Below are 24,351 nucleotides of genomic sequence, written 5' to 3'. Positions count from 1 at the left end.
TTCGGGATCATGGTCTACTCAAGCCATTCGGTGATGAAGCTGCCATTCTCGTGGATGTCGGTCGTCTCCAGCGGGCCTGGGCCGAGATTGGTGAATTTGTGCGGCGTATTGGGCGGCACGATCAGGATCTGGCCGGCGGATGCCTCGATCTCCTGGTCGCCGACGGTGAACAGGCCGGTGCCCTGGCGAATGATGAAGATCTCAGCGTAGGGATGTGTATGCAGGCGGGGCCGCCTCCGACGCCAGGCAGATAGTTGAAGATCAGGCAGGAGAGCCGTAGGCGCCACATTGCAATTCGCCCTTCCAATGGTCGGAGCGAACAGACCAGGTGTCGCGGTCTATGATTTGTGCCCTGGCTATCTAGCCCTTCGCGGGTATCCAGGGATTGAAAAGCTTCACCCCGGTGCCCTCAAAATCCTTGGTATTGCGTGTCACGACTGTCAAATTATTGACAAGCGCGCTGGCGGCAATGAGAGCATCGCGTTCCGGCTTAGGGTCAGGAACGTGGAGGTTTGCGCAACGCACGACAACGGCCGTGTCTATGCTCATTATCCGGTCGTCGAACTGTGGAATTAGTATTTGATCCAACCACTCACGGTACATGGCGGCCTGGCGGGTGTCCTTCCTCGACAACAACAGTGTTCCGATTTCGAGTTCCAGGATCGAAATCACCGACATGAAAAAGCTGGCGACGTCGTGGGTCTCAGACCAGGCTAAAACGTTGCGATCGGCCTTGTCCCGACGACGCAGATTCGAAACGACATTGGTGTCGAGAATAAACATCAGTCGAGATCGGGAATCTTGAAAAACGGTCCTTCCAGGCGAGGTGGTTCCCAGTCGAAGTCTGCTTCGGGGCGATCGTCGGCAATCGCGTCCGCGAGGCTTCTCGGCTTCTTCTCCAACCGCTCGTATTCCTCCATCGAAATCAGCACATGGGAAGGCTTGCCGCGATCGGTGATGATAACCGGTCCGTTCCTGGCAGCCCGCTTCGCAAGCGCCGTGTCCTGGTTGAATTCACGGCTCGACATGATGGTGATCGTCTTCGTTGAGATGTTCATTTCAGCACCTCCGTCGAGTAGATGTAGACATATTGCTACATTTAGCCAAGCACGTCAAATTCATCGCTGTGCGGAACGCCCGCGACAATCTGCCCTTGTGCCTTCACCCGTCTGGACAAAAACGGGCTTCACGCATAAACCGAAGTCCAAATGCCGGAGGAATTCGCAAGCCTGTTCGCCATGCGCTGTCGGGTTGGCGTAATTGAGCGGGGAACAAGGCTCAGCCACCGGCACGGAAGAGGCGAAAGGATCAGGCACCCGTGAGCGCAACCGACACCCAGGATCCCAACCGTCGTGATTTTCTCTACGTCGCCACCGGCATGGCCGCAGTGGTCGGCGCGGGTGCTTTCGCGTGGCCGTTCATCGACCAGATGCGCCCCGATGCCTCGACGCTGGCGCTCGCTTCCGTCGAAGTCGACGTCGCCTCGCTGACGCCGGGCATGTCGCTGATCGTCAAGTGGCGCGGCAAGCCGGTCGTGGTCCGCAACCGCACCGAACAGGAAATGAAGGACGGCGAGGCTGTCAATCTCGCCGATCTCAAGGATCCGATCGCCCGCAACGCCAATCTGCCGTCCGATGCGCCGGCGACCGACGCCAATCGCACCACGCCCGGCAAGGAGGCCTGGATGGTGATGGTTCAGGTCTGCACGCATCTCGGCTGCATTCCGCTTGGCCAGGAAGGCGATTTCGGCGGCTGGTTCTGCCCGTGCCACGGTTCGCAATACGATACGGCCGGCCGCATCCGCAAAGGCCCGGCGCCTGAGAACATGGCGGTTCCGGTATTCAAGTTCATTTCCGATACCAAGATCCTTATCGGTTGAGGCAGGGGATATTTCGATGAGCGAGGGACACTCGACCTATACGCCCAAAACCGGTCTCGGACGCTGGTTCGACGCCCGCATGCCGCTGCCGCGGCTGGTCTATGACAGCTTCGTTGCCTATCCGGTGCCGCGCAACCTCAACTATGCGTGGACCTTTGGCGGCATCCTTTCGATCATGCTGGTGGCGCAGATCCTGACCGGCATCGTGCTGGCCATGCATTACACGGCTGACACCAATCTGGCCTTCGGCTCGGTCGAGAAGATCATGCGCGACGTGAATTCCGGCTGGCTGCTGCGCTACATGCATTCGAACGGCGCCTCGTTCTTCTTCGTCGCCGTCTACATCCACATCTTCCGTGGCCTCTATTACGGCTCCTACAAGGCGCCGCGCGAACTGCTCTGGATCCTCGGCTGCATCATCTATCTCCTGATGATGGCGACCGGTTTCATGGGCTACGTGCTGCCATGGGGCCAGATGAGCTTCTGGGGCGCCACCGTCATCACCGGCTTCTTCAGCGCCATTCCGCTGGTCGGCGACTGGATTCAGCAGCTGCTGCTCGGCGGCTTTGCCGTCGACAACCCGACGCTGAACCGTTTCTTTGCGCTGCACTATCTGTTGCCGTTCATGATTGCCGGCGTCGTCGTTTTGCACATCTGGGCGCTGCATGTCGTGGGCCAGTCGAACCCGACGGGTATCGAGGTCAAGTCGAAGACCGACACTGTCGCCTTCACCCCCTACGCGACCATCAAGGACGCGTTCGGCATGATCGTGTTCCTGTTCTTCTTCGCTTATTTCGTCTTCTACCTGCCGAACTATCTCGGCCATCCCGACAACTACATCGTCGCCAACCCGCTGAAGACGCCGGCCCACATCGTGCCCGAATGGTACTTCCTGCCGTTCTACGCGATCCTGCGCGCCATCACCTTCAATGTCGGGCCGATCAACTCCAAGCTCGGCGGCGTGCTGTGCATGTTCGGCGCCATCGTCATGTTGTTCCTGGTGCCGTGGCTCGACACTTCGAAGGTACGCTCGGCCGTTTACCGGCCCTGGTACAAGCTGTTCTTCTGGTTGTTCGTGGCCGATGCCATCCTGCTTGGCTGGCTGGGCTCGCAGCCGGCCGAAGGCAGCTATGTGTTCATGGCGCAGATGGCGACATTGTTCTACTTCGCCTTCTTCCTGATCGCGCTGCCGGTGCTCGGCCTGATCGAGACGCCGCGACGGCTGCCGAACTCGATCACCGAGGCGGTGCTCGAGAAGAACAAGGGCGGCAGCGGACATCCGGCGGGCGCTACGGCGGCTCCGGAAACCAAAGGCTGAGCGGGTAGAGAATCTAAGGGGATTTGGCATGAAAAAGATTCTCACCTCGCTGGCGCTGATCGGCCTCGTGGCGGTCGCCGCTGGGGCCGCGGGCACTCGGGCGATCGCCGCCGAAGAGGCACACAATGTGGCCAATCCGACGCATTTCCCGATCGACGAGCCAAAGGAAATGGACTGGAGTTTCACCGGCCCATTCGGCACTTACGACAAGGCGCAGTTGCAGCGCGGCCTCAAGGTCTACAAGGAAGTCTGCTCGGCCTGCCATTCGATGAACCTGGTGGCGTTCCGCACGCTGTCGGACCTCGGCTATTCCGATGCGCAGATCAAGACGCTGTCGGCCGAGTACACAATCCATGACGGCCCCAACGATGCCGGCGACATGTTCGACCGTCCCGGCAAGCCGTCCGACCATTTCCCGCCGCCCTTCGCCAATGAGGAAGCGGCTGCTGCTTCCAATGGCGGCGCTGCCCCGCCCGACATGTCGCTGCTGGCCAAGGCGCGCGGCGTCGAGCGCGGCTTTCCGCAATTCGTCTTCGACATCTTCACACAATACGATGCCGGCGGTCCCGACTATATCCACTCGCTGCTGACCGGCTACGACCAGACGCCGCCGGCCGGCATGGTGATCCCGGAAGGCACCCACTACAATCCGTACTTCATGTCCGGCGTGTCGCTGAAAATGCCCAAGCCGCTCTCCGACGGCCAGGTGACCTATGATGACGGTGCGCCGCAGACCGTCGACCAGTATTCCCGCGACGTCTCCGCCTTCCTGGCGTGGGCGGCCGAGCCGCATATGGAAGACCGCAAGAAGACCGGTTTTCGCGTTCTGGTGTTCCTGCTTTTGTTCGGCGCGCTGGTCTATCTCACCAAGCGCAAGGTGTGGGAAGGCGTGGCCCACTAGGCCATACAATCAAGTGATCGCGAAGGGCGCCGAGAGGCGCCCTTTTGCATTTCCGGAGGCTGGTCATGTCACATGGCCGTCATCGCATCCGGCGATCCTGTGCTGCTCTCATCAAAGGATCGCATTCATGAAAAGATACGCATCGCTCGCGGCAGGCCTGTTGCTGCTCATCCTCGGCTCGGCAGCGCAAGCGGAAGACGCCCAGCCCTTCGTCACCAACAAGGACGTCGACCTGACGATGATCCTGCCGCCGCCGCCGGCAAACGATTCGGCGCAGACCAAGGCCGAACTCGGCGAGGTGCTGACGCTGCAGGTGACGCGCACCCCGGAGATGGTCGCCAGCGCGGTGGCTGATGCCGAGGAGAATGTCTGGCGCTTTGCCGACGTCATGGGGCCGAAATTCAACAAGGAAACGCTGCCGAAATTCAGCGCTTTCTTCGATCGCGTGGTGGCTACCGAAGGGGCTGTAGTCGACCCGGCCAAGGATGTCTGGAAGCGCCCGCGCCCGCATCAGCTCAGCGATCTCGTCAAGCCGGCGGTCAAGCTGTCGAGCTCCGGTTCCTGGCCGTCCGGCCATGCCACCGTAGGCACGATGATGGGCATCATCCTGTCCGACATGGTCCCGGAAAAGCGCGCCGAGATCATGGCGCGTGCGGCCGAATACGCCCACAACCGCGAGGTCGGCGGCATCCACTATGCGTCCGACGTCGAGATGGGCAAGATTTCCGGCAGCGTTATTGCCGCGGTCCTGCTCAACCGGGACGACTTCAAGGCTGAATATGAAGTGGCCAGGGCCGAGCTTCGTTCCGATCTCGGCATGTAATCCTCGTCAGCCGGATTTAGACGGGAAGGGGCGCTTAAGGCGCTCCTTTTTTGTTAACGCTCGTGCTCAAGCGAAAGTTCGGCAATTAGTCCGTTGGCATGGCGGCATCAGGTTGATATTCGACGCATCGAACGGTGGCGAGAAGCTCGTCCCGCCATGGCCTTTGGAATTCGATGATGCGGCTCAGCGACTGTCACAACTTTTCCGATTTCCGGCGGATGGCACAGCAGCGGCTGCCCGGGCCGATCTTCAACTACATCGACGGCGCGGCCGACGATGAGGTCACCTATCGCCGCAACACCGAAAGCTTCGAGACCTGCGACCTTGTTCCCAACGTGCTGCGCGGAGTGAGCGAGGTCGACATGTCGGTGACGGTCATGGGCCAGAAGCTGGCGATGCCGTTCTATTGCTCGCCGACCGCCTTGCAGCGCCTGTTCCACCATCAGGGTGAGCGCGCGGTCGCCAGGGCCGCCGCCAAATACGGCACCATGTTCGGCGTCTCCTCGCTTGGCACCGTCAGCCTCGAGGAGGCGCGCGGCATCAGCAGCAGCCCACAGGTCTACCAGTTCTATTTCCACCGGGACCGAGGTCTTAACCGGGCGATGATGCAGCGCGCAAAGGCGGTCGGCGTCGAGGTGATGATGCTGACCGTCGACAGCATCACCGGGGGAAACCGCGAGCGCGACAAACGCACCGGCTTTGCCATTCCCTTCAAGCTCAATCTCGCCGGAATGGCGCAGTTCGCGCTCAAGCCGGCCTGGGCGATCAATTATTTCACCCATGAGGGGTTCAAGCTGCCGCAGCTCGACGAGCATGTCGACATGGGTGGCGGCACGATGTCGATCAGCCGCTACTTCACCGAGATGCTAGACCCGTCGATGACGTGGGACGACGTGGCCGAGATGGTCAAGCTTTGGTCGGGTCCGTTCTGCCTCAAGGGCGTCATATCGGTGGAGGATGCAAGACGCGCCGTCGACATCGGCTGCAGCGGCATTGTGCTGTCGAACCATGGCGGGCGGCAGCTGGATGGCTCGCGGGCGGCGTTCGATCAGCTTGCCGAGATCGTCGACGCCGTTGGCGACAGGATCGACGTCATCATGGATGGCGGCGTGCAGCGCGGCACCCATGTGCTGAAGGCGCTGTCGCTCGGTGCCAAGGCCGTCGGCGTCGGACGCTACTATCTGTTCCCGCTCGCGGCGGCAGGCCAGCCCGGCGTCGAACGGGCGCTTGAGCAGATGCGGGTCGAGATCGAACGCGGCATGAAGCTGATGGGCTGCAGTTCGATCGAACAATTGTCGCGCAAGAACGTCCGTTTCAGGTAATCTCGACCCATGAAATCCTCCCTCGAAGACACATTGCTCGCCGCGATCCGCACCATTCCGGATTATCCCAAGCCCGGCATCCTGTTTCGCGACATCACCACGCTGCTCGGCAATGCGCGCGCCTTCCGCCGCGCCATCGACGAACTGGTGCATCCCTATGCCGGCCAGAAGATCGACAAGATCGCCGGCATCGAGGCACGTGGATTCATCCTTGGCGGCGCCGTCGCCCATCAGCTCTCGGCCGGTTTCGTGCCGATCCGCAAGAAGGGCAAGCTGCCCTACGAAACGGTGCGCGTCGCCTATAGCCTGGAATATGGGCTGGACGAGATGGAGATGCACAAGGACGGCGTTGCTCCGGGCGAGAAGGTGATCCTTGTCGACGATCTGATCGCCACCGGCGGAACGGCTGAAGCCGCGGTCAAACTTCTGCGCCAGATCGGCGCCGACATCCTCGCTGCCTGTTTTGTCATCGACCTGCCGGACCTCGGCGGCCGCGCCAAGCTCGAAGCCCTCGGTGTGCCGGTCAGAACGCTGATAGGGTTCGAAGGACATTGAGGAGTGCTCTCCCTTCTCCTACAAGAAGGGAGAGGGAAAGTGGCGTTACTCGGCCTTCACCAGAACGGCGCTTTCGAACTCGAGCACCTTGTCGCCGGTGGAATCGAAAGCTTCCGAACGCAGCGCCAGCAGCCGCCAGCCGGGGCGTGAGGCGATTGGGCGGTGCGACAGCGCGGTGCGCGTGAAGGTGATGGTTTGCCCGGCATAGACCGGCTTCAGCCATTTCAGGTTCTTGAAGCCGGGCGAGGGACCGAATTCCGGCACTGGACCGGGACCGCTCCACGCAGCGATCTCGGCGTCCATACGGTTTTCCAGATTGAGTTTCATCCAGGTCGCGGCCGTGTGCCAGCCGGACGCGCAGAGGCCGCCGAGCACACTTTTCTTCGCGGCCTCCTCGTCGATATGGAAGATTTGCGGGTCGTACTTACGGGCGAAGGCCTTGATCGCCTCGGGCTCGAATGAGTGCGAGCCGAGCGTGACGGTGGTGCCGATACGGAAGAACTCGTCCAGTGTCATGCTTGGCTCCCCGCGGCATCGCGCGTGAGGAACATGACGGAGTTCTCGAGCTCGAAGACGCTTTCGCCACGCTGGTTGAACAGTTCGCTGCGCATGGTGACGAAGCCGAGTTGCGGCTTCGATTTCGACAGGCGCTTGGCAATAACCATCAGGGTGCCGGTCAGTTGGTCGCCGGCCAGGACCGGCTTCTTCCATTTGACCTGATCGACTCCGGGCGCGCCCTGGCAGGTCGAGTCCAGCAGGAACGCACCGCACAGCATGCGCATGAACATTGCGCAGGTGTGCCAGCCCGACGCTGCCAGCCCGCCGAGGATGCTGGCCTTACCGGCTTCCTCGTCGAGATGCATCGGCTGCGGGTCGAATTCTCCGGCGAATTCGACGATCTCGGCGGCACTCACGAGCTTCGAGCCGAGGTCGATCGATGCGCCCTCGATGAAGTCCTCATAGGCCCATGTTTTTATCTCTGCAGTCATGGTCTGGAATCCGGCTTGTCGACCCACGATCCCCAGGATCGGGGTTTCCGGATGCAGGCCGGCGTTCGTTTGGTCAAGCGATTTCTACTGCGCCAGCCTGTGGCAGCCGATCGACAGGGCCACTCAGAGCCAGCCGCGGCGGCGGAAGTACCAGAAGGGCAGGATCGCCGACAGCACCATCATGGCGATGGCGAAGGGATAGCCAAGCTCCCATTTCAACTCGGGGATGACGTCGAAATTCATGCCGTAGATCGAGGCGACCAAAGTCGGCGGCAGGAAGATGACGGCGGCGACCGAGAAGATCTTGATGATGGCGTTCTGCTCGATCGAGATCATGCCGAGGGTGGCGTCGAGCAGGAAGGAGATCTTCTGCGACAGGAAGGTGGCGTGGTCGGCGAGCGACAGCACATCGCGCGACAGCGTCTTGATGCGCGCCTTGGTGTCCTTGCTCATCTTGGTGCGGGTCGAGGCATGGGCGAAGAAGCCTGCCAGCCGCTGCAGAGAGATCAGGCTGTCGCGGATCGAAGACGCGATGTCCTCCTTGCGGCCGATGGCTTTCAGCAACTCCTGGAAATCACGGTTGCGCTTGGAAACCTTGGTCGACCGCGCCTCGAATATATCGCGCGAGATCGCCTCGATGTCGCGGCCGGCGCGTTCCAGAATGTCGGCGAGACGGTCGACGATCGCCTCCAGCAAGCCGATCAGGATGGTGTCGCCGCTGGTGCAGCCGGTCGCCACCTTCTCGGCGCGCTGCGGAAAGGTCTTGAAGGCCTTCGGCTCGTGGTAGCGCACCGTGATCAGCCTTGTGCCGGCGAGCACGAAGGTGACCGGCGACATCAAGGGATCGTCGACCTCGGTCTGGGCGGGCAGGGTGGCGGTCATGAAGTAGGCGCCGTCCTCGACATAGAGGCGGCTCGAAATCTCGATCTCCTCCATCTCCTCGCGCGTCGGAATGGCAACGCCGAGCCAGCTCTCGATCGTCGCTTCCTCTTCCTTTGTCGGGTTGAACAGGTCCGCCCAGACGATGGTCTCGCTGTTTGCCAGGAGATCGTCGACGACGCGCAGGCGGTCATTGTCCACGACGAAGGCCTTGATCATCGCCTGATATCCCTTGCTGGGGTCAAAGGGTGCGTTCGGATTGACGCGTCGTGTTGGATTGCACGAGACGGACACTTTCGCCGAAAGCGCCGACCGCGTGCCCCAGCCGATTAGACCCGTGATGTGACAAGGTCAAGGCAGGCCATGCCGCCCGCAAAACAGGTCAACGGCAAGTGCTGTCAACGATGCAGAGAGATAGCGGACGGCACATTGCCGCCCGCCATCTTAGGATACGTCTACCGGGAGTTTGGCAGGATCTGGTGCAGCACGATGGCCCAGACGGCGCCGAAGGCGATCGATGAGCCGAGGATGTACTGCACGAGGTCGGGGAGCGTCTTGACGAAATCCGGCGGCGCCAGCGTGGCAAACAGCGCCATCAGGATCGGCAGACCGATGACCAGCATGTTGCGCTCGGTCAGGGGTGTACCGCGCACGACGCGGAAACCGTTCATGGCGATGACGACGCAGAGGACGCCGAAAACGCCGCCGATGACAGGCCCCGGTATCGAGGCGATGACCGCCGAAAGCTTGCCGATCAGCCCGAACAGCACCAGGAAGATGCCGGCGGCGGCAAAGGCGGCGCGGCTGGCAATGCCGGTGATGGCAATGATGCCGGCATTGGACGAATAGCCGGTCACCGGGGTGCTGCACAGCAGCGCGCTGACCAGGCAGCCGAGGCCTTCACCTGTCGCGCCCTTGTCGAGCTGCTCGTCCGACAGCGGCTTGTCGATGACGGCGCCGACGGCGAACCAGGTGCCGGTGGTTTCGGCGAGAACGACGATATAGACGATCAGCATCGTCAGTGTCGCCGACAGCGAGAACGTCACGTCGAGATTGAGGAAGGCGATTCGCGGCATGGAAAACCATGTCGCGTCCGCAACGCCCGCCATGTTCAACTGGCCCATGAAGGCGGCGGCCACGCTGCCTGCCACCAGGGCGATGATCACGGACAGCAGGCGCAGCCAGGCGCCCTTCGCGCCAAGTGCCATGCCGGTCAGCATGCAGCCGACGAGGAAGGCAGCGGCGATAAAAGCGAGGACGATGTTGCCGCCGACCGTGGCGGTGCCGTGGACCGCGAACACGCTCTCCTTGAGCGCCACCGGCATCAAGGCGACGCCGACGACGATGATGATCGCACCGCCGACGATGGGCGGTACGAAGCGGTTGACGAGGCGATGGAAGATTCTTGTCGGCGAACCGAGCAGGATGACCAGTATGGCGCCCGGAATGAGCGCTCCGACCACGGCGGAGAGACCGCCAACGCCGCCGCCTGCTCCGAAGGCGATGGCCAGCACCGCGCCGATCGGGACGAAGGACGGCCCCTGGACGACCGGCAGCCGCATCAAAAGCTGCGACTGGATCAGTGTGGCAATGCCTGCGGCCACGAATGCGGACTGGATAAAGGCGCCGGCATCGCCGACGCTGAAGGCGAGCACCGATGCGATGATAAACGGCACGATGTAGACGTCCATCGCCAGTACATGCTGGAGGCCGAGCAGCGCTGCCTTGCCCCATGGCAGCGGATCGTCCGGTTGGGCAATCAATGTGATCTCTGACGCAACGCGTTCCATGTACCGTTCCCCTTCTGACCCCTCTGGAAATTCCCGCTCGATCATGGGATCAGTCGGTGCCGAAGGACAGCGGCCACAACATTTGCCAACTGTTTTTTTGTAGGCCAAGCAGACCGTTAGCCAAACCGGAGCCGCAATGACGAGAGAACCCTTCACGCTGCTCGGCACCGCCTTCCACACGCCCCAACGCGGCAGGCTGGAGGTGCTGAAGGACCATCTGTTCAGCGTCGATGCACAGGGGCGCATCGCGGAAATGCTGGCGCCGGATCATCGCGAGTACGAGGTCAGGCAGAACGCTGCCCGCCTGGCGGGCACGCTTGTTGAGCTTGCCAATGGCCAATTCCTGCTGCCCGGTCTCATCGACCTGCATATCCATGCGCCGCAATGGCCGCAGATGGGCAAGGCGCTGGATGTGCCGCTCGAAGTCTGGCTGCAGAAATACACCTTTCCGCTCGAAGCCCGCTATGCGGATGTCGATTATGCCCGCGAGGTCTATGCCGATCTGGTCGATAACCTGCTGGCCAACGGAACCACCACGGCGCTCTATTTCGCCACGGTCCATGTTGACGCGAGCCTGGCGCTTGCCGAGACCTGTCTTGAGAAGGGTCAACGCGCGCTCGTCGGCAAGGTGGTGATGGACGATCCAGAGCAGTGTCCACCTTTCTACCGCGATGCCGATGCGGCAAGCGCGGTATCGGACACCAGACGGTTCATCGAGGCGGTCAAGTCGCTGGATCCGCGCGACAGGCCGCTCGTCCAGCCGGCGATCACACCGCGCTTCATCCCAAGCTGCACGGATGCGGCGCTGCAAGGACTCGGCGAGCTGGCAACCGAATTCGGCTGCCACGTGCAGACGCATTGCTCGGAGAGCGACTGGGCAAAGCAGTTCGTCGAGACGCGCTTCGGCCGCACCGATGCGGCAAGCCTTGATGGTTTCGGCCTGCTCACCCGGCATACGATCCTGGCGCATTCGAATTTCATCGATGAGCAGGATATGGACCTCATAGAGGAGAGGGGCGCGGCTGTTGCCCATTGCCCGCTGTCCAATTTCTATTTCGCCAATGCCGCATTTCCGCTGCGCGCAGCACTTGACCGGCACATGCACGTCGGGCTCGGAACCGACATTTCCGGAGGCTACAGCCCGTCACTGTTCGATGGCTGCCGACATGCATTGTCAGCGTCGAGGACGCTGCAAAGCGGTGTGCATGCCGGCCTGCCGCCGGAGCAACGCGGTGCGCCCGGCGAACCCATCACGCACCAGGAGGCGTTCTGGCTGGCGACCGCCGGCGGTGCGGAAGCACTTGATCTGCCGACGGGCAATTTTCGCGTCGGCTATGAGTTTGACGCGCTGCTGATCGACACCAGCGCCAGGGCATCGAACATCCACATCGGCATGGCCGACGATACGCTTGAGGAGATATTCCAGAAGATCGTGCTCAACGCAGCGCGGGCCAACATCGCCACGGTCTGGGTGAGTGGCCGGAGGGTAGTTGGGCAATAGCTGGTTTTCCCGGGCTAGCCGGAGAGGGCGCTGATCACGCCGCCACGGCGGCGTGACATCCGTCACATCAGGTGTTGAACTTGAACAGCAGGACGTCCCCGTCCTGGACGACATATTCCTTGCCTTCGTCGCGCGCCTTGCCGGCTTCTTTGGCCGCCACTTCGCCGCCCAGTGTGACGAAGTCGTTGTAGGAGATGGTCTGGGCGCGGATGAAGCCGCGCTCGAAATCGGTGTGGATGACACCGGCGGCCTGTGGCGCCTTGTCGCCCTTATGGATGGTCCAGGCGCGCGTCTCCTTCGGCCCGGCGGTGAAATAGGTGATGAGATGCAACAGGTCGTAGCCGGCGCGGATGACCTTGTTCAGGCCGGGTTCGTCGAGGCCCAGCGACGACAGGAATTCCATTTCTTCCTCGTCGGAGAGCTGGGCGACTTCCGCCTCGATCGCCGCCGAGATCACCACGGTGCCGGCGCCTTGGGCGGTGGCCATGTTTTCCACGGCACTGGTGTGCTCGTTGCCGGTGGCGGCGTCGGCCTCGGCGACATTGCAGACATAGAGCACGGGATGCGAGGTCAGAAGGTTCAAGCCCTGCAGGATGCGCAAATCTTCGGGCGAAATACCCTTGAGCAGAATGCGGGTCGGCTTGCCGGCCTGCAGCAGTTCGAGCGCTGCCTCCATCAGCGGCAGCACGGTCGTCGCTTCCTTGTCCTTGCTGCCGGCGCGCTTGCGGAATTGCACGATGCGGCGTTCGAGGCTGTCGAGGTCGGCGAGCATCAGCTCGGTCTCGACCGTCTCGGCATCGGCGACGGGGTCGATGCGGCCCTCGACATGGGTGATGTCGTCATCCTCGAAGCAGCGCAGCACATGCACGATGGCGTCGACCTCACGGATGTTGGCGAGAAACTGGTTGCCCAGCCCTTCGCCCTTCGAGGCACCGCGCACCAGACCGGCAATGTCGACGAAGGATATGCGGGTCGGGATGATCTCCTTCGACTTGGCGATCGCGGCGATCTTCTGCAGGCGCGGATCTGGCACCGCCACCTCGCCGGTGTTCGGTTCGATGGTGCAGAATGGATAGTTGGCGGCTTGCGCCGCAGCCGTTCTGGTCAACGCGTTGAAAAGCGTCGACTTGCCGACGTTGGGCAAGCCAACGATGCCGCATTTGAAACCCATTTTTGTTCGGTCCTATCGGGAAAATAGAAATTTGATCAGGGCTATGGGCGATAGGGGTGATCAACGTCAAGCCCTTCGGTCCCCTTGATGCTCAGTCCTTGCCGCCGAACAGCTTCTTCAGCATGGCGGCCATTGGACCGCTTTCCGGCAGCTTGGCTGGCACCTGCTGCGGCCGTGCCTGGCGGACGTGACTTTGCTGCTTGTGCGCCGGCTGCTTCGGTGCCGGCTTTTCCGGTTGCGAGCCGGCCTTGCCCTGGACGGCGAGGCTGGTCTTGTTCATGAAGCCGGACTCGTCGCCCTTGGCGATCATGGCGGCGTTGTCGGCGATCGCGTCGAGCAGCGGGTCGAGCCATTCGCGGTCGGCTTTGGCGAAATTGCCGAGCACATGGTGCTGGACCATTTCCTTGACGCCGGGATGGCCGACGCCGATCCGTACGCGGCGATAGGCGTTGCCGACATGGCCGTCGATCGAGCGGATGCCGTTGTGGCCGCCGGCGCCGCCACCGGTCTTGATGCGCAGCTTGCCTTCGGCAAGGTCGATCTCGTCATAGAAGACCGTGAGCGCGGAAAGCTCGAGCTTGTAGAAGCGCAGTGCTTCGCCGACCGACTGGCCGGACAGGTTCATGAAGGTCTGCGGCTTGATCAGGACGATTTTTTCGCCGCCGAGCGTGCCCTCGGAAATCAGGCCCTGGAATTTCTTCGACCAAGGCGAAAAGGAATGGCGGCGGGCGATTGCGTCCGCCGCCATGAAACCGACATTGTGGCGGTTGTCAGCGTATTTCGCGCCCGGATTGCCGAGACCTGCAAACAGCAGCATCGCCTGCTCCGGGCGTGAAAGAGTTACTTCTCTTCGGCGGCAGGAGCCGCTTCAGGTGCAGCCGCTTCAGCCGTCTCTTCCGTCTCCGGCTTCATCGCCGACGAACCGGCAATGGTCGCGATGGTGAAGTCGCGGTCGGAGATCACAGGCTTGACGCCAGCCGGCAGCTTGACCGCCGAGATGTGGATCGAGTCGCCGATGTTGGCGCCGGTGAGATCGACGGTGATGAACTCCGGGATCGCATTGGCCGGGCAGTGGAACTCGACTTCGTGACGCACGATGTTGAGCACGCCGCCGCGCTTGATGCCGGGCGACTTGTCTTCATTGATGAAGTGGACAGGCACGTCGACATTGACCTGGGTGTCCTTGCCGATGCGCAGGAAGTCGACATGGACAGGGAAATCCTTGACCGGGTCGAGCTGGAAGTCCTTCGGCAGGACCTGGATCTTCTTGCCGTCGACATCGATCGTGGCGATCGTGGTCAGAAACCCGCCGCCATGGATCTTGTAGTAGATGTCCTTGTAGGTGAGCGCGATAGCCAGGGGAGGCTGCTTGTCACCATAGATTACTGCAGGCACTTTACCGTTGCGGCGAACTGCACGGGCGGACCCCTTACCGACCTGTTCGCGTGCTTCGGCCTTGAGCTCGTAAGTGTCGTGGCTCATGGCATTTCCTTTCGGTTTGTTCTGGAGCGCTCACGATGGGCAGAGGGCCTGGACCGTAAACGTCGAAAGCCGACATGCCCATGCATGATCTGGTCCGAAAACCGGAATCCACTTTTCGGGATCATGCGGGAAGGCGGCCTTCCGCCGCGTTGCCTCCAAGGGTGTCTACGCGGGTGGCGGCTCTATAGCGGAAGGCGGCCGGAGGTGCAAGCCAAAGGCACGCCCGGCCTGGTGCAGTCCAGGCGGTCGCTATCCGCGCTTTTCGATGACGGCATAAAGCACGTTGCGGTTCTCGCCGAAGAACACCTGCGCCTCGACGGCGTTGCGGTCGACGCTGGCATTGACGATGTTCCACATATCGACCTCCGACCGCAGCAGCAACACCCAGTCCATGAATGTCTCCCGGTAGCCGGCGTCAGGCGTGCCCTCGGCGTAGTTGGCAAACAGGAACGTCCCGTTCGGCTTCAACATCTGCAGGCAGGTCTTCGTGAGTTTCACCGCGACGTTGTGGGCGAGGTAGTCATAAAGGCCGGAGGCATAGACGAAATCGAACTTGCCAAGCTTGTGACCCCGCGTGAGCACGGTCCGCACCGAGCCGTCGATGGCTTCGACCGCGGTGCCCTGGAAATCGCGCGCGATCAGCCCAACGCTCTGGGGATCCTGATCGAGCGCTACCCAACGCTTGAGACGGCCCTCCGCCAAGGCGACCGAACGATTGGCTTCCCGCAAATGGCCGGCCGCGATCGCCAGGACCTCGGTTTCCGGTCCGTTCTTGGTTGCGATCTGATCGACGTATCGGGTCAAGAGATCGCGCCGCTCCCGTGCGGCGACGCATGACGGTACGTTCTGGGTATGGCTGTACAGGGCCTTGCCGATCTCCGAGGCGCTGGCCACGCTCTCTGCCACATGCGGATCGCAATAAATGTAATCAAGCAACTGCGCGTCGCCGGAATAGCCCCTGGGCTTGGTGAAGGACCAGTGCGTCAGCGGATCCTCGAGAAAATACTTCAGGATCGGATGGTTCTGCGCAACCGGTATCAACGCATGCCAGACGTCGGGATGAACTTTGGAATGCAGGCCATTCAGAAAGGACAGCAAGCGACCGACGATCTCGGCCGGGTTCTTGTCCTGTTCGACCTGCTGCTGTGTCGCGTGGAGAATGAGGGCCAGCTCCGCGCGAGCGGTTTCGAACGCTTCGCCATGATGCTCGAGCTTTCCCCGAGGCAGCGTGCCGGCGAGCATCTCGGCAGTAATCAAGCTTTTGCCATCAAGAACGGTCTGCACGCCATCACTCCATAGTTAACAGTCGGTTAACTTATTGCGTAGAATGCTCCCTTTGCCAATGTCGAGCCGACGGCATTTTATCGTTATGATTAATTTCCCGCCAACCATGTTCCTCTTTAGACGGCTTTCGGCCCTAATTCCGGGTTCGAGTTAACGGAAACTTGTCTTGCGCGATTGCATTTGTTTGCCCGGCGTCGCAATCGCCGTCGCGTCCAAGGAGCCGGCCCGCGTGGGGGCAGAAGCTGGAAATGAGTTCGGAAAACAAAATCCCTTTCAAACGGGGTCTATTGTGATGAACGAACACCTGTCCTCCGTATTGGTCGATGCGGTTGATGCGGAGCCGTACGAGCCGCGCTACGAACTGGGGGCCGACGAGCTTCGCACCCTTTACCGCACGGAAGCGCAGGCGACGCGAAGAGGGGAAGCCAGGCCAGGGCTTTGGATCGCGGTTGCGATCTATCTCTTGTTTTCGGCAACCGATCTGCTGCTGATCCCGGATGTGGCCGCCTATACGATCACGGCGCGCTTCACGGTCGGATTGAGCGCGCTTTTGATCCTGGAAGCGCAGCTTCGCCATGGCGTCGGGACGGAATGGCTCGACGTGACCTGCGCCGGGGCCATTATCTTTGGCTATGTTGGTTGGCTGTGTCCGGCGATTATGGGCGCGGACAAGGAAAGTGTCTCTTACTATATGGTCTTTGGGACCATATTCATGATGAGCGCCAATCTTTTCTTTACGTTCAATTTCAAGCTTTCTATCGTAACTTCCGCAATAATTTTATGTATACTTTACATTGTAAACTACTTTGTTCCTTCAACCCTCACATACAAAATGGTTTTTGGGGCTTTCTATGTTTCTTGTTTTACGTTCACCTCGTATGTTAACTGGAAACTAAATGAGGAACGCTACAACGTCTTTCTGAATGCCCTGGAAGCCAAGATCCAGCACAATGAGGCGACCGAACGCGGCAAGGCCCTGCTGAGATTGTCGCGGACCGATCCGCTTACAGGTCTGGAGAACCGGCGCGCGATCGACGAGAAGCTGCGGGACTACTGGAGCGATTGGCAAAAGGTCGGCACCAGCTTCGGGGCGATCCTCATCGACGTGGACTTCTTCAAGAAATTCAACGACTGCTACGGCCATCAGGAAGGCGACCGCTGCCTGATCCATGTCGCCAATGCCCTGAGCGAGATGATCAAACAGTATAATGGTTCCATAGGCCGCTACGGCGGCGAAGAGTTCATCGTCCTGGCGCGCATGGAGACAAAAGAGCAGATCCTGAACATCGCCGAAGCCATTTGCAGCACGGTGGAGAACCTGGCGCTTACCCACGAGCTCCGGCGCGACGGCGTCTCGATCGTAACGGTGAGCGTTGGCGCCGCATTCACCAGGACGCAGACCGGGGCCAAGCTGGAGAAGATCATCCACGAGGCCGATCGCGCTCTCTATCTGGCAAAAGCCGGCGGCCGAAATTGTGCCCGGCTGTTCGATCCAACCGATCCGCAAAGCAGCGACGAGAGTGAGAACATTGCGGCCTTGCTGAAGATAGCGATCGGCCAGAATCTCGTTTCACTCGTTTACCAGCCCATCCAGGATGTCAAATCGGACCGGGTTGAAGCGGTAGAGGCTCTGATGCGCCTCAAGATGCTGGACGGCACATCGGTTCCGCCCAGCCTGTTCATTCCCGTCGCCGAACGAACCGGCGCGATCCTGGAACTCGGGCGCTGGGCGATAAGGACAGTGTGCGCCGAGCTCCTGGCAGACGATCACGTCCATGTCGTCAGTGTCAACGTCTCCCCGATCCAGCTTAAGACACCGGGCTTCGCAACGTCTGTTGCGACCATTCTGGGCGAGACCCGCGTCGCCGGCAGCAGACTGGCCTTCGAGATCACCGAAGGGCTGGAGATGGAGATGCATTCGGACATCCTGCGCTGCATCAGCGACCTGAAGCTGCTCGGGATCAAGATATGGCTCGATGATTTCGGGACGGGCTTCGCGGGCCTTTCGTGGCTTCGCCTGATCGATTTCGATACGGTGAAGATCGACCGCTCGTTTCTTCACGACTGCAGTTCCCCGAGCGGCAAGGCAATGCTGCAGGACATTATCACCCTGGTCCGAAATCGCGGCCACAAGATCCTGGTCGAAGGGGTGGAAACCGACGAGCAGATGGTCTTGATGCGCGAATTCGGCATAGACAAGATCCAGGGCTTCCATGTCGGCCGCCCCGCTCCCGCCGTCAGTTTCCAGGCAAAGCGGGCCATGCGCAAACGGTCATTTGCCGTGCTTAAGTCCGCATGATACGTGTGGGCGGTGGCATTTGGCTTAGAGCTTAGGCCGCTATTTGGCCGCGACGGGCCAAAAGCCGAAGTCTAGCTGACTTCACCTGAGCGCCGCGCCGGCTTCCAGTTTCTGGCCTGCTTCATATCGGCAGGAACACCGTCAGCGGGCTGAGCCGCGGCGGATGTCGAGACGCGGCCCGGCACCAAAGACGACCACGTGGAGAAGGCCGGCGCCAGATCAGCCCGACCATCGCCGTCAGGATCATCGCACCATCCGCTTGGCGGACCGGGTCAAGATCGCCACCGGCGGCAAGGTGATTGCGTCTACTTTTTCCTGATGGGGATCTCGCGCAAAACACCTTGCTTCCGCGAAACGGCTCGATCGAGGAATGCTATTCCCTAGATTAGTCTATTAAACCATATATTTACTTTGATATTTGGCTCCCGGCCCTACCCTGCCAGCTCAACCACGATTGCTTGCAGGATTCCGGAACCGACAATGAGCAAGACCATCCGCTTCAATGCCTTCGAAATGAACTGCGTCGGTCACCAGTCGCCCGGCCTCTGGCGCCACCCGCGTGACCGGTCCTGGGACTACAAGGATCTGGAGTATTGGACAGATCTCGCCAGGCTTTTGGAGGCCGGATTCTTCGACTCCGTCTTCATCGCCGATGTGATCGGCTATTATGATGTCTACAAGGGCAACCTCGACAATGCGTTGCTGCAAGGCGTGCAAATCCCGGTGAACGATCCGTTGCAGCTCGCCAACCCGATCGCCTTGGCCACCAAACATCTCGGCATCGGCATCACGGCTTCGACGAGCTTTGAGCATCCCTACACCTTCGCACGCCGCCTCTCGACGGCGGACCACCATACCAAGGGCCGTATCGGCTGGAACATCGTCACGTCCTATCTGGAGAGCGGGGCCAAGAACATCGGCCAGGGCGGGCTGCGCAGCCACGACAATCGTTATGACGTTGCAACCGAATATATCGAAGTCCTCTACAAGCTGTTCGAGGGCAGTTGGGAAGAGGGAGCCGTGCTGCGCGACAAGGAGCGCGGGATATTTGCCGATCCGACAAAAATCCACGAGATCGGCCACAAGGGAAAATATTTCGATGTGCCGGGCTTTCACCTATGCGAACCTTCGCCACAGCGCACGCCCGTTCTCTTCCAGGCCGGCGCCTCGGGTGCCGGCAAGCAGTTCGCCGCCGGCCACGCCGAATGCGTGTTCATCTCGACGCCTCTGAAGGATGCCACCCGCGCCTATGTCGCGGAAATCCGCAAGCGCGCCGCCGAGCAGGGTCGCGATCCGAAAAAGGTGCTGATCTATGCGATGGCAACCATCATCGTCGATGAAACCGACGAAAAGGCACGGGCTAAATATCAGGATTACGCGAACCACGCCTCCTATGACGGCGCCTTGGTCCTGATGTCTGGCTGGACCGGCATCGATTTCGGACACTACAAACCGACGGATACGGTCAAGAAAGTCAAGACAAACGCGATCATCTCCGCCGTCGAGCATCTGGCCGGAGGCGACAAGGTCTGGTCCATCGAAGAGCTTGCAAAATGGGGCGGCATTGGCGGTCTCGGGCCGCTTTTCGTGGGATCGCCATCGACGATCGCCGATCTTCTGCAGGAGTGGGTCGAGGAAACCGACATCGACGGCTTCAACCTGGCTTATGCGCTGGCGCATGACAGCTTTGCCGACGTCATCGGATACGTCGTGCCGGAACTGCAGAAGCGCGGGGTCTACGCGACGCAGTATCGCGAGGGCACACTGCGCGAAAAGCTGTTCGGCGAAGGCCCCTATCTGCCGGGAAACCATCCGGCCCATCGCTTCCGCGACATCGAACGCGTCAAGCGCGACGAGGCCGCGGCGCAATCAACCTTGACCGAAGGGCACGCCCGCCAATCCGAACCGGCCTGACATCATCCCTGCACGGCGCCGAAGGGAAAGCGGCCCGCGCCGCCGGACCGTCGGACTTTGCCTCTGTTAGCCACCATGGAGCGCTGAATTCATGACAACGCCATCCGCACCCGCATTGGAAGTCAAGAACATCTCCCTCGCATTCAAAGGCGTGAAGGCGATCTCCGATCTCAGTTTCGAGGTGGCGCCTCAGGAAATCTGCGCCCTGATCGGCCCGAATGGGGCGGGAAAAAGCTCGCTGCTGAACATACTGAACGGCGTCTATGTTCCCGATTCAGGCGAGATCATCTTCGAGGGCGAACATTTCCATCGGATGCAGCCGCTGGAGGCCGCGCGCCGCGGCATCGGCCGCGGGTTCCAGAACAACGCGCTGTTTTCGGGAATGAGTGTCGCCGACAATGTCATTGCCGGCCTGTCCAGGCATGCTCGCGCAACGCTCCTGGAAGAAGCACTGCTTTTGCCGCGCGCACGCGCCGAGGCGCGCCGTTTCCGCGAGCGCGCCCATGAAGTCCTGCGCCTCTTCGATCTGGAGCGGCATGCCGAGACCACCGTGGCCTTGCTGCCCTACGGCGTGCAGAAGAAGGTCGAACTAGCGCGCGCCATTGTCGCGGCTCCCCGCCTGTTGCTTCTCGATGAACCGCTGGCAGGCATGAACAGCGCCGAGAAACAGGAAATCGCGCAGATCATTGCCAGGCTGAACCGCGACCTGAAGCTGACGATCGTGCTGATCGAGCACGATATCGGCATCGTGCTGAAGCTCGCTCACCATGTCGTCGTGCTCGATTACGGGCGCAAGCTAGCCGATGGCGCGCCGGATACCATTCGCGACAATCCCGAGGTCATCGCCGCGTATCTGGGCCACGACAAGGTTGAGATCGCCGCATGAACATGTTTCTCGAAACCCTCATCGGCGGCCTGCTGGCGGGCACGATGTACTCGCTCGTCGCCATCGGCTTCGTGCTTATCTACAAGGCCTCCGGCGTCTTCAACTACGCGCAGGGGTCCATCCTGCTGTTTGCAGCCCTGACCTTCGTGTCGCTGACCGATCAGGGTGTGCCGGTGCTGGTGGCGCTGGCGATCACGGTGGTCGTGCTTGCGCTGATGGCAGTCGGGATCGAGAGGCTGATCCTGCGCCCGCTCGTCAACCGCAGCCCGATGACGCTGTTCATGGCGACGCTCGGGCTGGCCTACATCGTCGAAGGGACAGCCCAAGGGCTCATGGGGTCGCAGGTCAGGGCGCTCGATCTCGGCATCGAGGATCTGCCGATCTTCCTCGGCGACATCATGATCAGCCAGTTTGATCTCACCGCCGCCGCAGTCGCGCTCGTCCTGGTGGTGGCCCTGTCGCTGCTGTTCAACAAGACCCGCCTCGGAGTTGAGCTCAGGGGCGTGGCCGACGATACTCGCGCCGCTCTCTCCATCGGCATCGATGTCAACCGCATCTGGCAGATCGTCTGGACCATTGCGGGGCTCGTCGGGCTTGTGGCCGGTCTGCTCTGGGGCGCCCGCCAGGGCGTGCAGTTCTCATTGTCGCTGGTGGTGCTGAAGGCCCTGCCGGTGCTCATCATCGGCGGCTTCACCTCTATCGCCGGCGCCATCGTCGGCGGGCTCGTTGTCGGTGCAACGGAAAGCCTAGCCGAAACCTATATCGGCCCCTTCCTCGGCGGCGGCATCACGCCCTGGTTTGCCTATGCGCTGGCGCTCGCCTTCCTCTTCATCCGCCCCGCCGGTCTGTTTGGCGAACAGAAAATCGAAAGAGTCTGAATCATGTCCGATATTGAACTCCGGCTTACCGGCGGCATAGGCGAGGGCGCAAGCACCCGGACACTGGTCGGCATAGCCGCGGCTGCCCTCATTGTTGCCCTACCTTTCCTCGCCACGGAATACTGGATCAATGCTATCGCCGTGCCGTTCCTTATTCTGTCGCTGGCAGGTCTCGGCCTCAACCTTTTGACGGGTTATGCCGGCCAGATATCGCTCGGCGCCGGTGCGTTCATGATGGTGGGCGCCTATGCGGCATTTGCCTTCCAGCTGCGGCTGCCCGAACTGCCGCTGCCATTGGCACTGATAGCAGCCGGCATCGTCGCCGGCGCGGTCGGGTTCGCCTTCGGCTTTCCCTCGACCCGCATCAAGGGTTTCTATCTGATCGTCAGCACGCTTGCCGCGCAGTTCTTCTTCGAATGGCTGTTTCTCAAATTTCCGTGGTTCTACAACGGTGATCCGTCCGCCACGATCTCCCTTCCAGCGGGTCTGTCCGTCTTCGGCATCGATCTCAACAGCCCGCACGGACGCTATTACCTGACGCTCGCCAGCGTCGCCGTGCTGACCTGGCTTTCCTACAATCTCGTGCGCAGCCAGCCCGGTCGCAACTGGATGGCCATCCGCGACATGGATACGGCAGCGGCCGTGATCGGCGTGCCGATCCTGCGCGCGAAACTCCAGGCCTTCGCCGTATCGAGCTTCATCTTGGGCATTGCGGGCGCACTCTGGGCATTTGCGTATCTCGGATCGGCCAGCGTGCAGAGCTTCGGCCTGACGCGATCCTACCAGATACTCTTCATCATCATCATTGGCGGCATGGGCACCATTCGCGGCGCTTATTTCGGAGCCGCCTTCGTCAGCCTGTTGCCGCTGGCGCTCGACTGGCTGTTCCAGCGGGTGCTCGGCGGCCATGTCGACGCCGGACTGCTTCAAAACATCCAGAAGGTGATCTTCGGGGTCCTCATCCTCTGGTTTCTCATCAAGGAACCGGAGGGACTAGCCCGCTTGCTGCAAAGACAGCGTGGAGATTTAGGCAATCGCCGCCTTGCGCGGCTCAAAATCAGGAGACAGACGTGAAGAAACTGATCATTGCCGCGCTTTTGGCGGGTGGCGCCTTCGTGGCGAGCCCCGCCACGCTCAACGCCGCGGATGTGTCGCAATATATCCCGCTGCCGACCTATCGTGTCGGTGCCTACGCCTCTTCGGGCGAACTCTGGTGGGCAGGCGAAAGGGACTATTTCCGCTATATCAATGAGGTCGAGGGCGGCATCGACGGGATAAAACTCAACTACGAAGAGTTCGAGACCGAGTGGAGCCCGGACCGGACTGTCGAGGTCTACGAGCGGGTCAAGGGCGGCAAGGATGGTTCGCCGATCGCTTTCTTCTTCACGCACGGCACGCCCGCGACCTATGCGCTGCTCGAGAAGGCTGCCGCCGACAAGATCCCGCTGATCGATCCGGCCGGTGGGCGCACCGAATCCATCGACGGCAGGGTGTTCCCGTATGCCTTCCCGCTGCTGTTCAGCTATTACAGCCAGGCCTCGACCGGCATCAACTATATCGCGTCCAAGGTCGGTGGGTTCGATAAGCTCAAGGGCTTGAAGATAGCAACCGTCTATCACGACAGCGCCTATGGGCGTGCCACCCAGCCCGCTGTCGACCTGCTCGCCAAGAAATACGGCTTCGAGAACATCCAGATCCCCGTCGCCGATCCAGGCAATGAACAGTCGCCGCAATGGCGCCAGGTCCATGAGCTGAAGCCGGACTGGGTGTTCTTGCGCACCTGGGGTGTCTCCACCGTGGTGGGCATCAAGACGGCAGCCCGCTTCGGCTTTCCGGCCGATCATATCATCGGCGACGTCTGGGCCGGCTCCGAATCCGACGTCTCCCGGCCGGGAAGGCGGCGATCGGCTATTCCGCCCTTGCGCCTTATCCGGCGGGGGCCGATTTCGAGATCCATCAGCGGCTCAAGAAATTCATTCTCGACGCCGGCAAGTCCGACCTGCGCGATCAGAAGTATTTCGGCGCCGTCAATTACAATGTCGGTCTGGTCAATGCCGCGCTCGCCGTGGAGGCGCTCCGCACCGGCTACAAGAAGTTTGGCGCTCGTCCCCTGAATGGCGAGGAAGGCCGGTGGGCCTTCGAGCATCTGACCATCGACGAAAACCGTCTCAAGGAGATCGGCTTTGTCGGCCTGCTGCAGCCGATCCAGATCACGCCGCTTGACCATGAAGGCGGCGGCGCTGCCCGCATCCAGAGCTGGGATGGCAAGAAGTGGGTTCTCCAGACCGACTGGATCAAGGCCGACCACGAAGCGCTACGGCCGCTGATCGAGCAGCAAGCCGCCGCCTATGCCAAGGAACACGGCATCGCACCGCGTACGCCAGATACCGAAACCAATTGATATTCCACTTGATAGTCCCACCGGGGGAGGGGCGTCGTGCCCCTCCTTGCCTGAAACAGGAGTTCACCATGCACCAAAA

Annotated in this window: 22 protein-coding genes and 2 pseudogenes; 13 read left to right on the top strand and 11 right to left on the bottom strand. The window is 61.2% G+C overall.

What is annotated here, in order from left to right; translation table 11 throughout:
• Nucleotides 1-14: 14 nt before the first annotated feature.
• The 3 genes and pseudogenes from NKH97_RS08460 to NKH97_RS08450 all read right to left on the bottom strand — a co-directional run bounded on the left by NKH97_RS08460 (nucleotide 15) and on the right by NKH97_RS08450 (nucleotide 1,058).
• Nucleotides 15-360: pseudogene (locus NKH97_RS08460) on the bottom strand (cupin domain-containing protein).
• On the bottom strand, nucleotides 361-783 hold the full coding sequence (locus tag NKH97_RS08455; protein WP_352796099.1) for a type II toxin-antitoxin system VapC family toxin: 423 nt from the start codon (nucleotides 781-783) through the stop codon (nucleotides 361-363). It abuts the pseudogene before it with no gap.
• Entirely contained in the window at nucleotides 783-1,058 is a 276-nt protein-coding gene (locus tag NKH97_RS08450; RefSeq protein ID WP_031212730.1) for a type II toxin-antitoxin system Phd/YefM family antitoxin, read from the bottom strand. The genes NKH97_RS08455 and NKH97_RS08450 overlap by 1 nt, the downstream gene beginning before the upstream one ends.
• A gap of 260 nt (nucleotides 1,059-1,318) precedes the next feature.
• Between NKH97_RS08450 and petA the strand changes: the two genes are divergently transcribed.
• The 6 genes from petA (at nucleotide 1,319) to NKH97_RS08420 (ending at nucleotide 6,798) form a co-directional block, all read left to right on the top strand.
• Nucleotides 1,319-1,879 (top strand): ubiquinol-cytochrome c reductase iron-sulfur subunit, encoded by a 561-nt coding sequence (petA, locus tag NKH97_RS08445; RefSeq protein WP_023809838.1) that lies wholly within the window; start codon nucleotides 1,319-1,321, stop codon nucleotides 1,877-1,879.
• 16 nt (nucleotides 1,880-1,895) lie between these two features.
• A complete protein-coding gene (locus tag NKH97_RS08440) occupies nucleotides 1,896-3,197 on the top strand; it encodes a cytochrome b (protein ID WP_013529985.1) in 1,302 nt (433 codons plus the stop codon).
• A 28-nt stretch (nucleotides 3,198-3,225) separates the two neighbouring features.
• Nucleotides 3,226-4,098: a cytochrome c1 gene (locus tag NKH97_RS08435; protein WP_023809837.1), complete on the top strand. Its 873-nt coding sequence runs from the start codon at nucleotides 3,226-3,228 to the stop codon at nucleotides 4,096-4,098.
• 127 nt (nucleotides 4,099-4,225) lie between these two features.
• Nucleotides 4,226-4,921, top strand: coding sequence for an acid phosphatase (locus NKH97_RS08430; RefSeq protein ID WP_023809836.1), 696 nt, complete (start codon nucleotides 4,226-4,228; stop codon nucleotides 4,919-4,921).
• Nucleotides 4,922-5,097: 176 nt separating this feature from the next.
• Entirely contained in the window at nucleotides 5,098-6,243 is a 1,146-nt protein-coding gene (locus NKH97_RS08425; protein WP_023809835.1) for an alpha-hydroxy acid oxidase, read from the top strand.
• Between the two features lie 9 nt (nucleotides 6,244-6,252).
• Nucleotides 6,253-6,798: an adenine phosphoribosyltransferase gene (locus NKH97_RS08420; protein WP_013529989.1), complete on the top strand. Its 546-nt coding sequence runs from the start codon at nucleotides 6,253-6,255 to the stop codon at nucleotides 6,796-6,798.
• A gap of 45 nt (nucleotides 6,799-6,843) precedes the next feature.
• On the opposite strand, the gene NKH97_RS08415 is transcribed toward NKH97_RS08420, so the two are convergent.
• From NKH97_RS08415 to NKH97_RS08400, 4 genes are all read right to left on the bottom strand, one after another.
• Nucleotides 6,844-7,314 (bottom strand): MaoC family dehydratase, encoded by a 471-nt coding sequence (locus NKH97_RS08415; RefSeq protein WP_023809834.1) that lies wholly within the window; start codon nucleotides 7,312-7,314, stop codon nucleotides 6,844-6,846.
• The gene (locus tag NKH97_RS08410) at nucleotides 7,311-7,787 is read right to left on the bottom strand and encodes a MaoC family dehydratase (RefSeq protein WP_352440375.1); all 477 of its coding nucleotides are present in this window, start codon (nucleotides 7,785-7,787) and stop codon (nucleotides 7,311-7,313) included. Before NKH97_RS08410 ends, NKH97_RS08415 begins: the two co-directional genes overlap by 4 nt.
• Before the next feature lie 123 nt (nucleotides 7,788-7,910).
• Entirely contained in the window at nucleotides 7,911-8,885 is a 975-nt protein-coding gene (gene corA, locus NKH97_RS08405; RefSeq protein WP_023809832.1) for a magnesium/cobalt transporter CorA, read from the bottom strand.
• 236 nt (nucleotides 8,886-9,121) lie between these two features.
• Nucleotides 9,122-10,456 (bottom strand): uracil-xanthine permease family protein, encoded by a 1,335-nt coding sequence (locus NKH97_RS08400; RefSeq protein WP_023809831.1) that lies wholly within the window; start codon nucleotides 10,454-10,456, stop codon nucleotides 9,122-9,124.
• A gap of 136 nt (nucleotides 10,457-10,592) precedes the next feature.
• Between NKH97_RS08400 and guaD the strand changes: the two genes are divergently transcribed.
• On the top strand, nucleotides 10,593-11,957 hold the full coding sequence (gene guaD, locus NKH97_RS08395) for a guanine deaminase (RefSeq protein ID WP_023809830.1): 1,365 nt from the start codon (nucleotides 10,593-10,595) through the stop codon (nucleotides 11,955-11,957).
• A 67-nt stretch (nucleotides 11,958-12,024) separates the two neighbouring features.
• Here the strand turns inward: guaD and ychF are convergent, their stop codons facing one another.
• From ychF to NKH97_RS08375, 4 genes are all read right to left on the bottom strand, one after another.
• Entirely contained in the window at nucleotides 12,025-13,128 is a 1,104-nt protein-coding gene (gene ychF, locus NKH97_RS08390; protein ID WP_023809829.1) for a redox-regulated ATPase YchF, read from the bottom strand.
• A gap of 91 nt (nucleotides 13,129-13,219) precedes the next feature.
• On the bottom strand, nucleotides 13,220-13,945 hold the full coding sequence (gene pth, locus NKH97_RS08385) for an aminoacyl-tRNA hydrolase (protein ID WP_352796089.1): 726 nt from the start codon (nucleotides 13,943-13,945) through the stop codon (nucleotides 13,220-13,222).
• A 23-nt stretch (nucleotides 13,946-13,968) separates the two neighbouring features.
• Nucleotides 13,969-14,610, bottom strand: a complete 642-nt coding sequence (locus NKH97_RS08380; RefSeq protein ID WP_023809827.1) for a 50S ribosomal protein L25/general stress protein Ctc — start codon at nucleotides 14,608-14,610, stop codon at nucleotides 13,969-13,971.
• Nucleotides 14,611-14,859: 249 nt separating this feature from the next.
• Nucleotides 14,860-15,894 (bottom strand): class I SAM-dependent methyltransferase, encoded by a 1,035-nt coding sequence (locus tag NKH97_RS08375; protein WP_352796081.1) that lies wholly within the window; start codon nucleotides 15,892-15,894, stop codon nucleotides 14,860-14,862.
• A 292-nt stretch (nucleotides 15,895-16,186) separates the two neighbouring features.
• Here NKH97_RS08375 and NKH97_RS08370 point away from each other — a divergent pair, with 292 nt between their 5' ends.
• The 6 genes and pseudogenes from NKH97_RS08370 (at nucleotide 16,187) to NKH97_RS08345 (ending at nucleotide 24,272) form a co-directional block, all read left to right on the top strand.
• Nucleotides 16,187-18,193 (top strand): putative bifunctional diguanylate cyclase/phosphodiesterase, encoded by a 2,007-nt coding sequence (locus NKH97_RS08370; protein ID WP_128303836.1) that lies wholly within the window; start codon nucleotides 16,187-16,189, stop codon nucleotides 18,191-18,193.
• A gap of 480 nt (nucleotides 18,194-18,673) precedes the next feature.
• Nucleotides 18,674-20,107 (top strand): LLM class flavin-dependent oxidoreductase, encoded by a 1,434-nt coding sequence (locus NKH97_RS08365; RefSeq protein WP_352610484.1) that lies wholly within the window; start codon nucleotides 18,674-18,676, stop codon nucleotides 20,105-20,107.
• A 91-nt stretch (nucleotides 20,108-20,198) separates the two neighbouring features.
• Nucleotides 20,199-20,993, top strand: a complete 795-nt coding sequence (locus tag NKH97_RS08360; protein ID WP_031212725.1) for an ABC transporter ATP-binding protein — start codon at nucleotides 20,199-20,201, stop codon at nucleotides 20,991-20,993.
• Complete coding sequence (locus NKH97_RS08355; protein WP_023809823.1) at nucleotides 20,990-21,871, top strand: branched-chain amino acid ABC transporter permease; 882 nt, start codon at nucleotides 20,990-20,992, stop codon at nucleotides 21,869-21,871. Before NKH97_RS08360 ends, NKH97_RS08355 begins: the two co-directional genes overlap by 4 nt.
• A 3-nt stretch (nucleotides 21,872-21,874) precedes the next feature.
• A complete protein-coding gene (locus NKH97_RS08350; RefSeq protein WP_352796076.1) occupies nucleotides 21,875-22,945 on the top strand; it encodes a branched-chain amino acid ABC transporter permease in 1,071 nt (356 codons plus the stop codon).
• Nucleotides 22,942-24,272: pseudogene (locus NKH97_RS08345) on the top strand (ABC transporter substrate-binding protein). The gene NKH97_RS08350 and the pseudogene NKH97_RS08345 overlap by 4 nt, the downstream one beginning before the upstream one ends.
• The last annotated feature ends 79 nt before the right edge of the window (nucleotides 24,273-24,351 follow it).

The organism is Mesorhizobium sp. M0870, assembly GCF_040319775.1.
In the GTDB taxonomy this organism is placed as follows: domain Bacteria; phylum Pseudomonadota; class Alphaproteobacteria; order Rhizobiales; family Rhizobiaceae; genus Mesorhizobium.
Note: the sequence above shows the minus strand (reverse complement) of the source record. Positions and strands in the feature narration are given on the sequence as shown.

What these genes read in the sequence shown, in the direction of transcription:
- NKH97_RS08455 (WP_352796099.1), bottom strand. Translation starts at nt 783, where the DNA reads ATGTTTATTCTCGACACCAATGTCGTTTCGAATCTGCGTCGTCGGGAC.
- NKH97_RS08450 (WP_031212730.1), bottom strand. Translation starts at nt 1,058, where the DNA reads ATGAACATCTCAACGAAGACGATCACCATCATGTCGAGCCGTGAATTC.
- NKH97_RS08440 (WP_013529985.1), top strand. Translation starts at nt 1,896, where the DNA reads ATGAGCGAGGGACACTCGACCTATACGCCCAAAACCGGTCTCGGACGC.
- NKH97_RS08435 (WP_023809837.1), top strand. Translation starts at nt 3,226, where the DNA reads ATGAAAAAGATTCTCACCTCGCTGGCGCTGATCGGCCTCGTGGCGGTC.
- NKH97_RS08430 (WP_023809836.1), top strand. Translation starts at nt 4,226, where the DNA reads ATGAAAAGATACGCATCGCTCGCGGCAGGCCTGTTGCTGCTCATCCTC.
- NKH97_RS08425 (WP_023809835.1), top strand. Translation starts at nt 5,098, where the DNA reads ATGCGGCTCAGCGACTGTCACAACTTTTCCGATTTCCGGCGGATGGCA.
- NKH97_RS08420 (WP_013529989.1), top strand. Translation starts at nt 6,253, where the DNA reads ATGAAATCCTCCCTCGAAGACACATTGCTCGCCGCGATCCGCACCATT.
- NKH97_RS08415 (WP_023809834.1), bottom strand. Translation starts at nt 7,314, where the DNA reads ATGACACTGGACGAGTTCTTCCGTATCGGCACCACCGTCACGCTCGGC.
- NKH97_RS08410 (WP_352440375.1), bottom strand. Translation starts at nt 7,787, where the DNA reads ATGACTGCAGAGATAAAAACATGGGCCTATGAGGACTTCATCGAGGGC.
- corA (WP_023809832.1), bottom strand. Translation starts at nt 8,885, where the DNA reads ATGATCAAGGCCTTCGTCGTGGACAATGACCGCCTGCGCGTCGTCGAC.
- NKH97_RS08400 (WP_023809831.1), bottom strand. Translation starts at nt 10,456, where the DNA reads ATGGAACGCGTTGCGTCAGAGATCACATTGATTGCCCAACCGGACGAT.
- guaD (WP_023809830.1), top strand. Translation starts at nt 10,593, where the DNA reads ATGACGAGAGAACCCTTCACGCTGCTCGGCACCGCCTTCCACACGCCC.
- ychF (WP_023809829.1), bottom strand. Translation starts at nt 13,128, where the DNA reads ATGGGTTTCAAATGCGGCATCGTTGGCTTGCCCAACGTCGGCAAGTCG.
- pth (WP_352796089.1), bottom strand. Translation starts at nt 13,945, where the DNA reads ATGCTGCTGTTTGCAGGTCTCGGCAATCCGGGCGCGAAATACGCTGAC.
- NKH97_RS08380 (WP_023809827.1), bottom strand. Translation starts at nt 14,610, where the DNA reads ATGAGCCACGACACTTACGAGCTCAAGGCCGAAGCACGCGAACAGGTC.
- NKH97_RS08370 (WP_128303836.1), top strand. Translation starts at nt 16,187, where the DNA reads ATGAACGAACACCTGTCCTCCGTATTGGTCGATGCGGTTGATGCGGAG.
- NKH97_RS08365 (WP_352610484.1), top strand. Translation starts at nt 18,674, where the DNA reads ATGAGCAAGACCATCCGCTTCAATGCCTTCGAAATGAACTGCGTCGGT.
- NKH97_RS08360 (WP_031212725.1), top strand. Translation starts at nt 20,199, where the DNA reads ATGACAACGCCATCCGCACCCGCATTGGAAGTCAAGAACATCTCCCTC.
- NKH97_RS08355 (WP_023809823.1), top strand. Translation starts at nt 20,990, where the DNA reads ATGAACATGTTTCTCGAAACCCTCATCGGCGGCCTGCTGGCGGGCACG.
- NKH97_RS08350 (WP_352796076.1), top strand. Translation starts at nt 21,875, where the DNA reads ATGTCCGATATTGAACTCCGGCTTACCGGCGGCATAGGCGAGGGCGCA.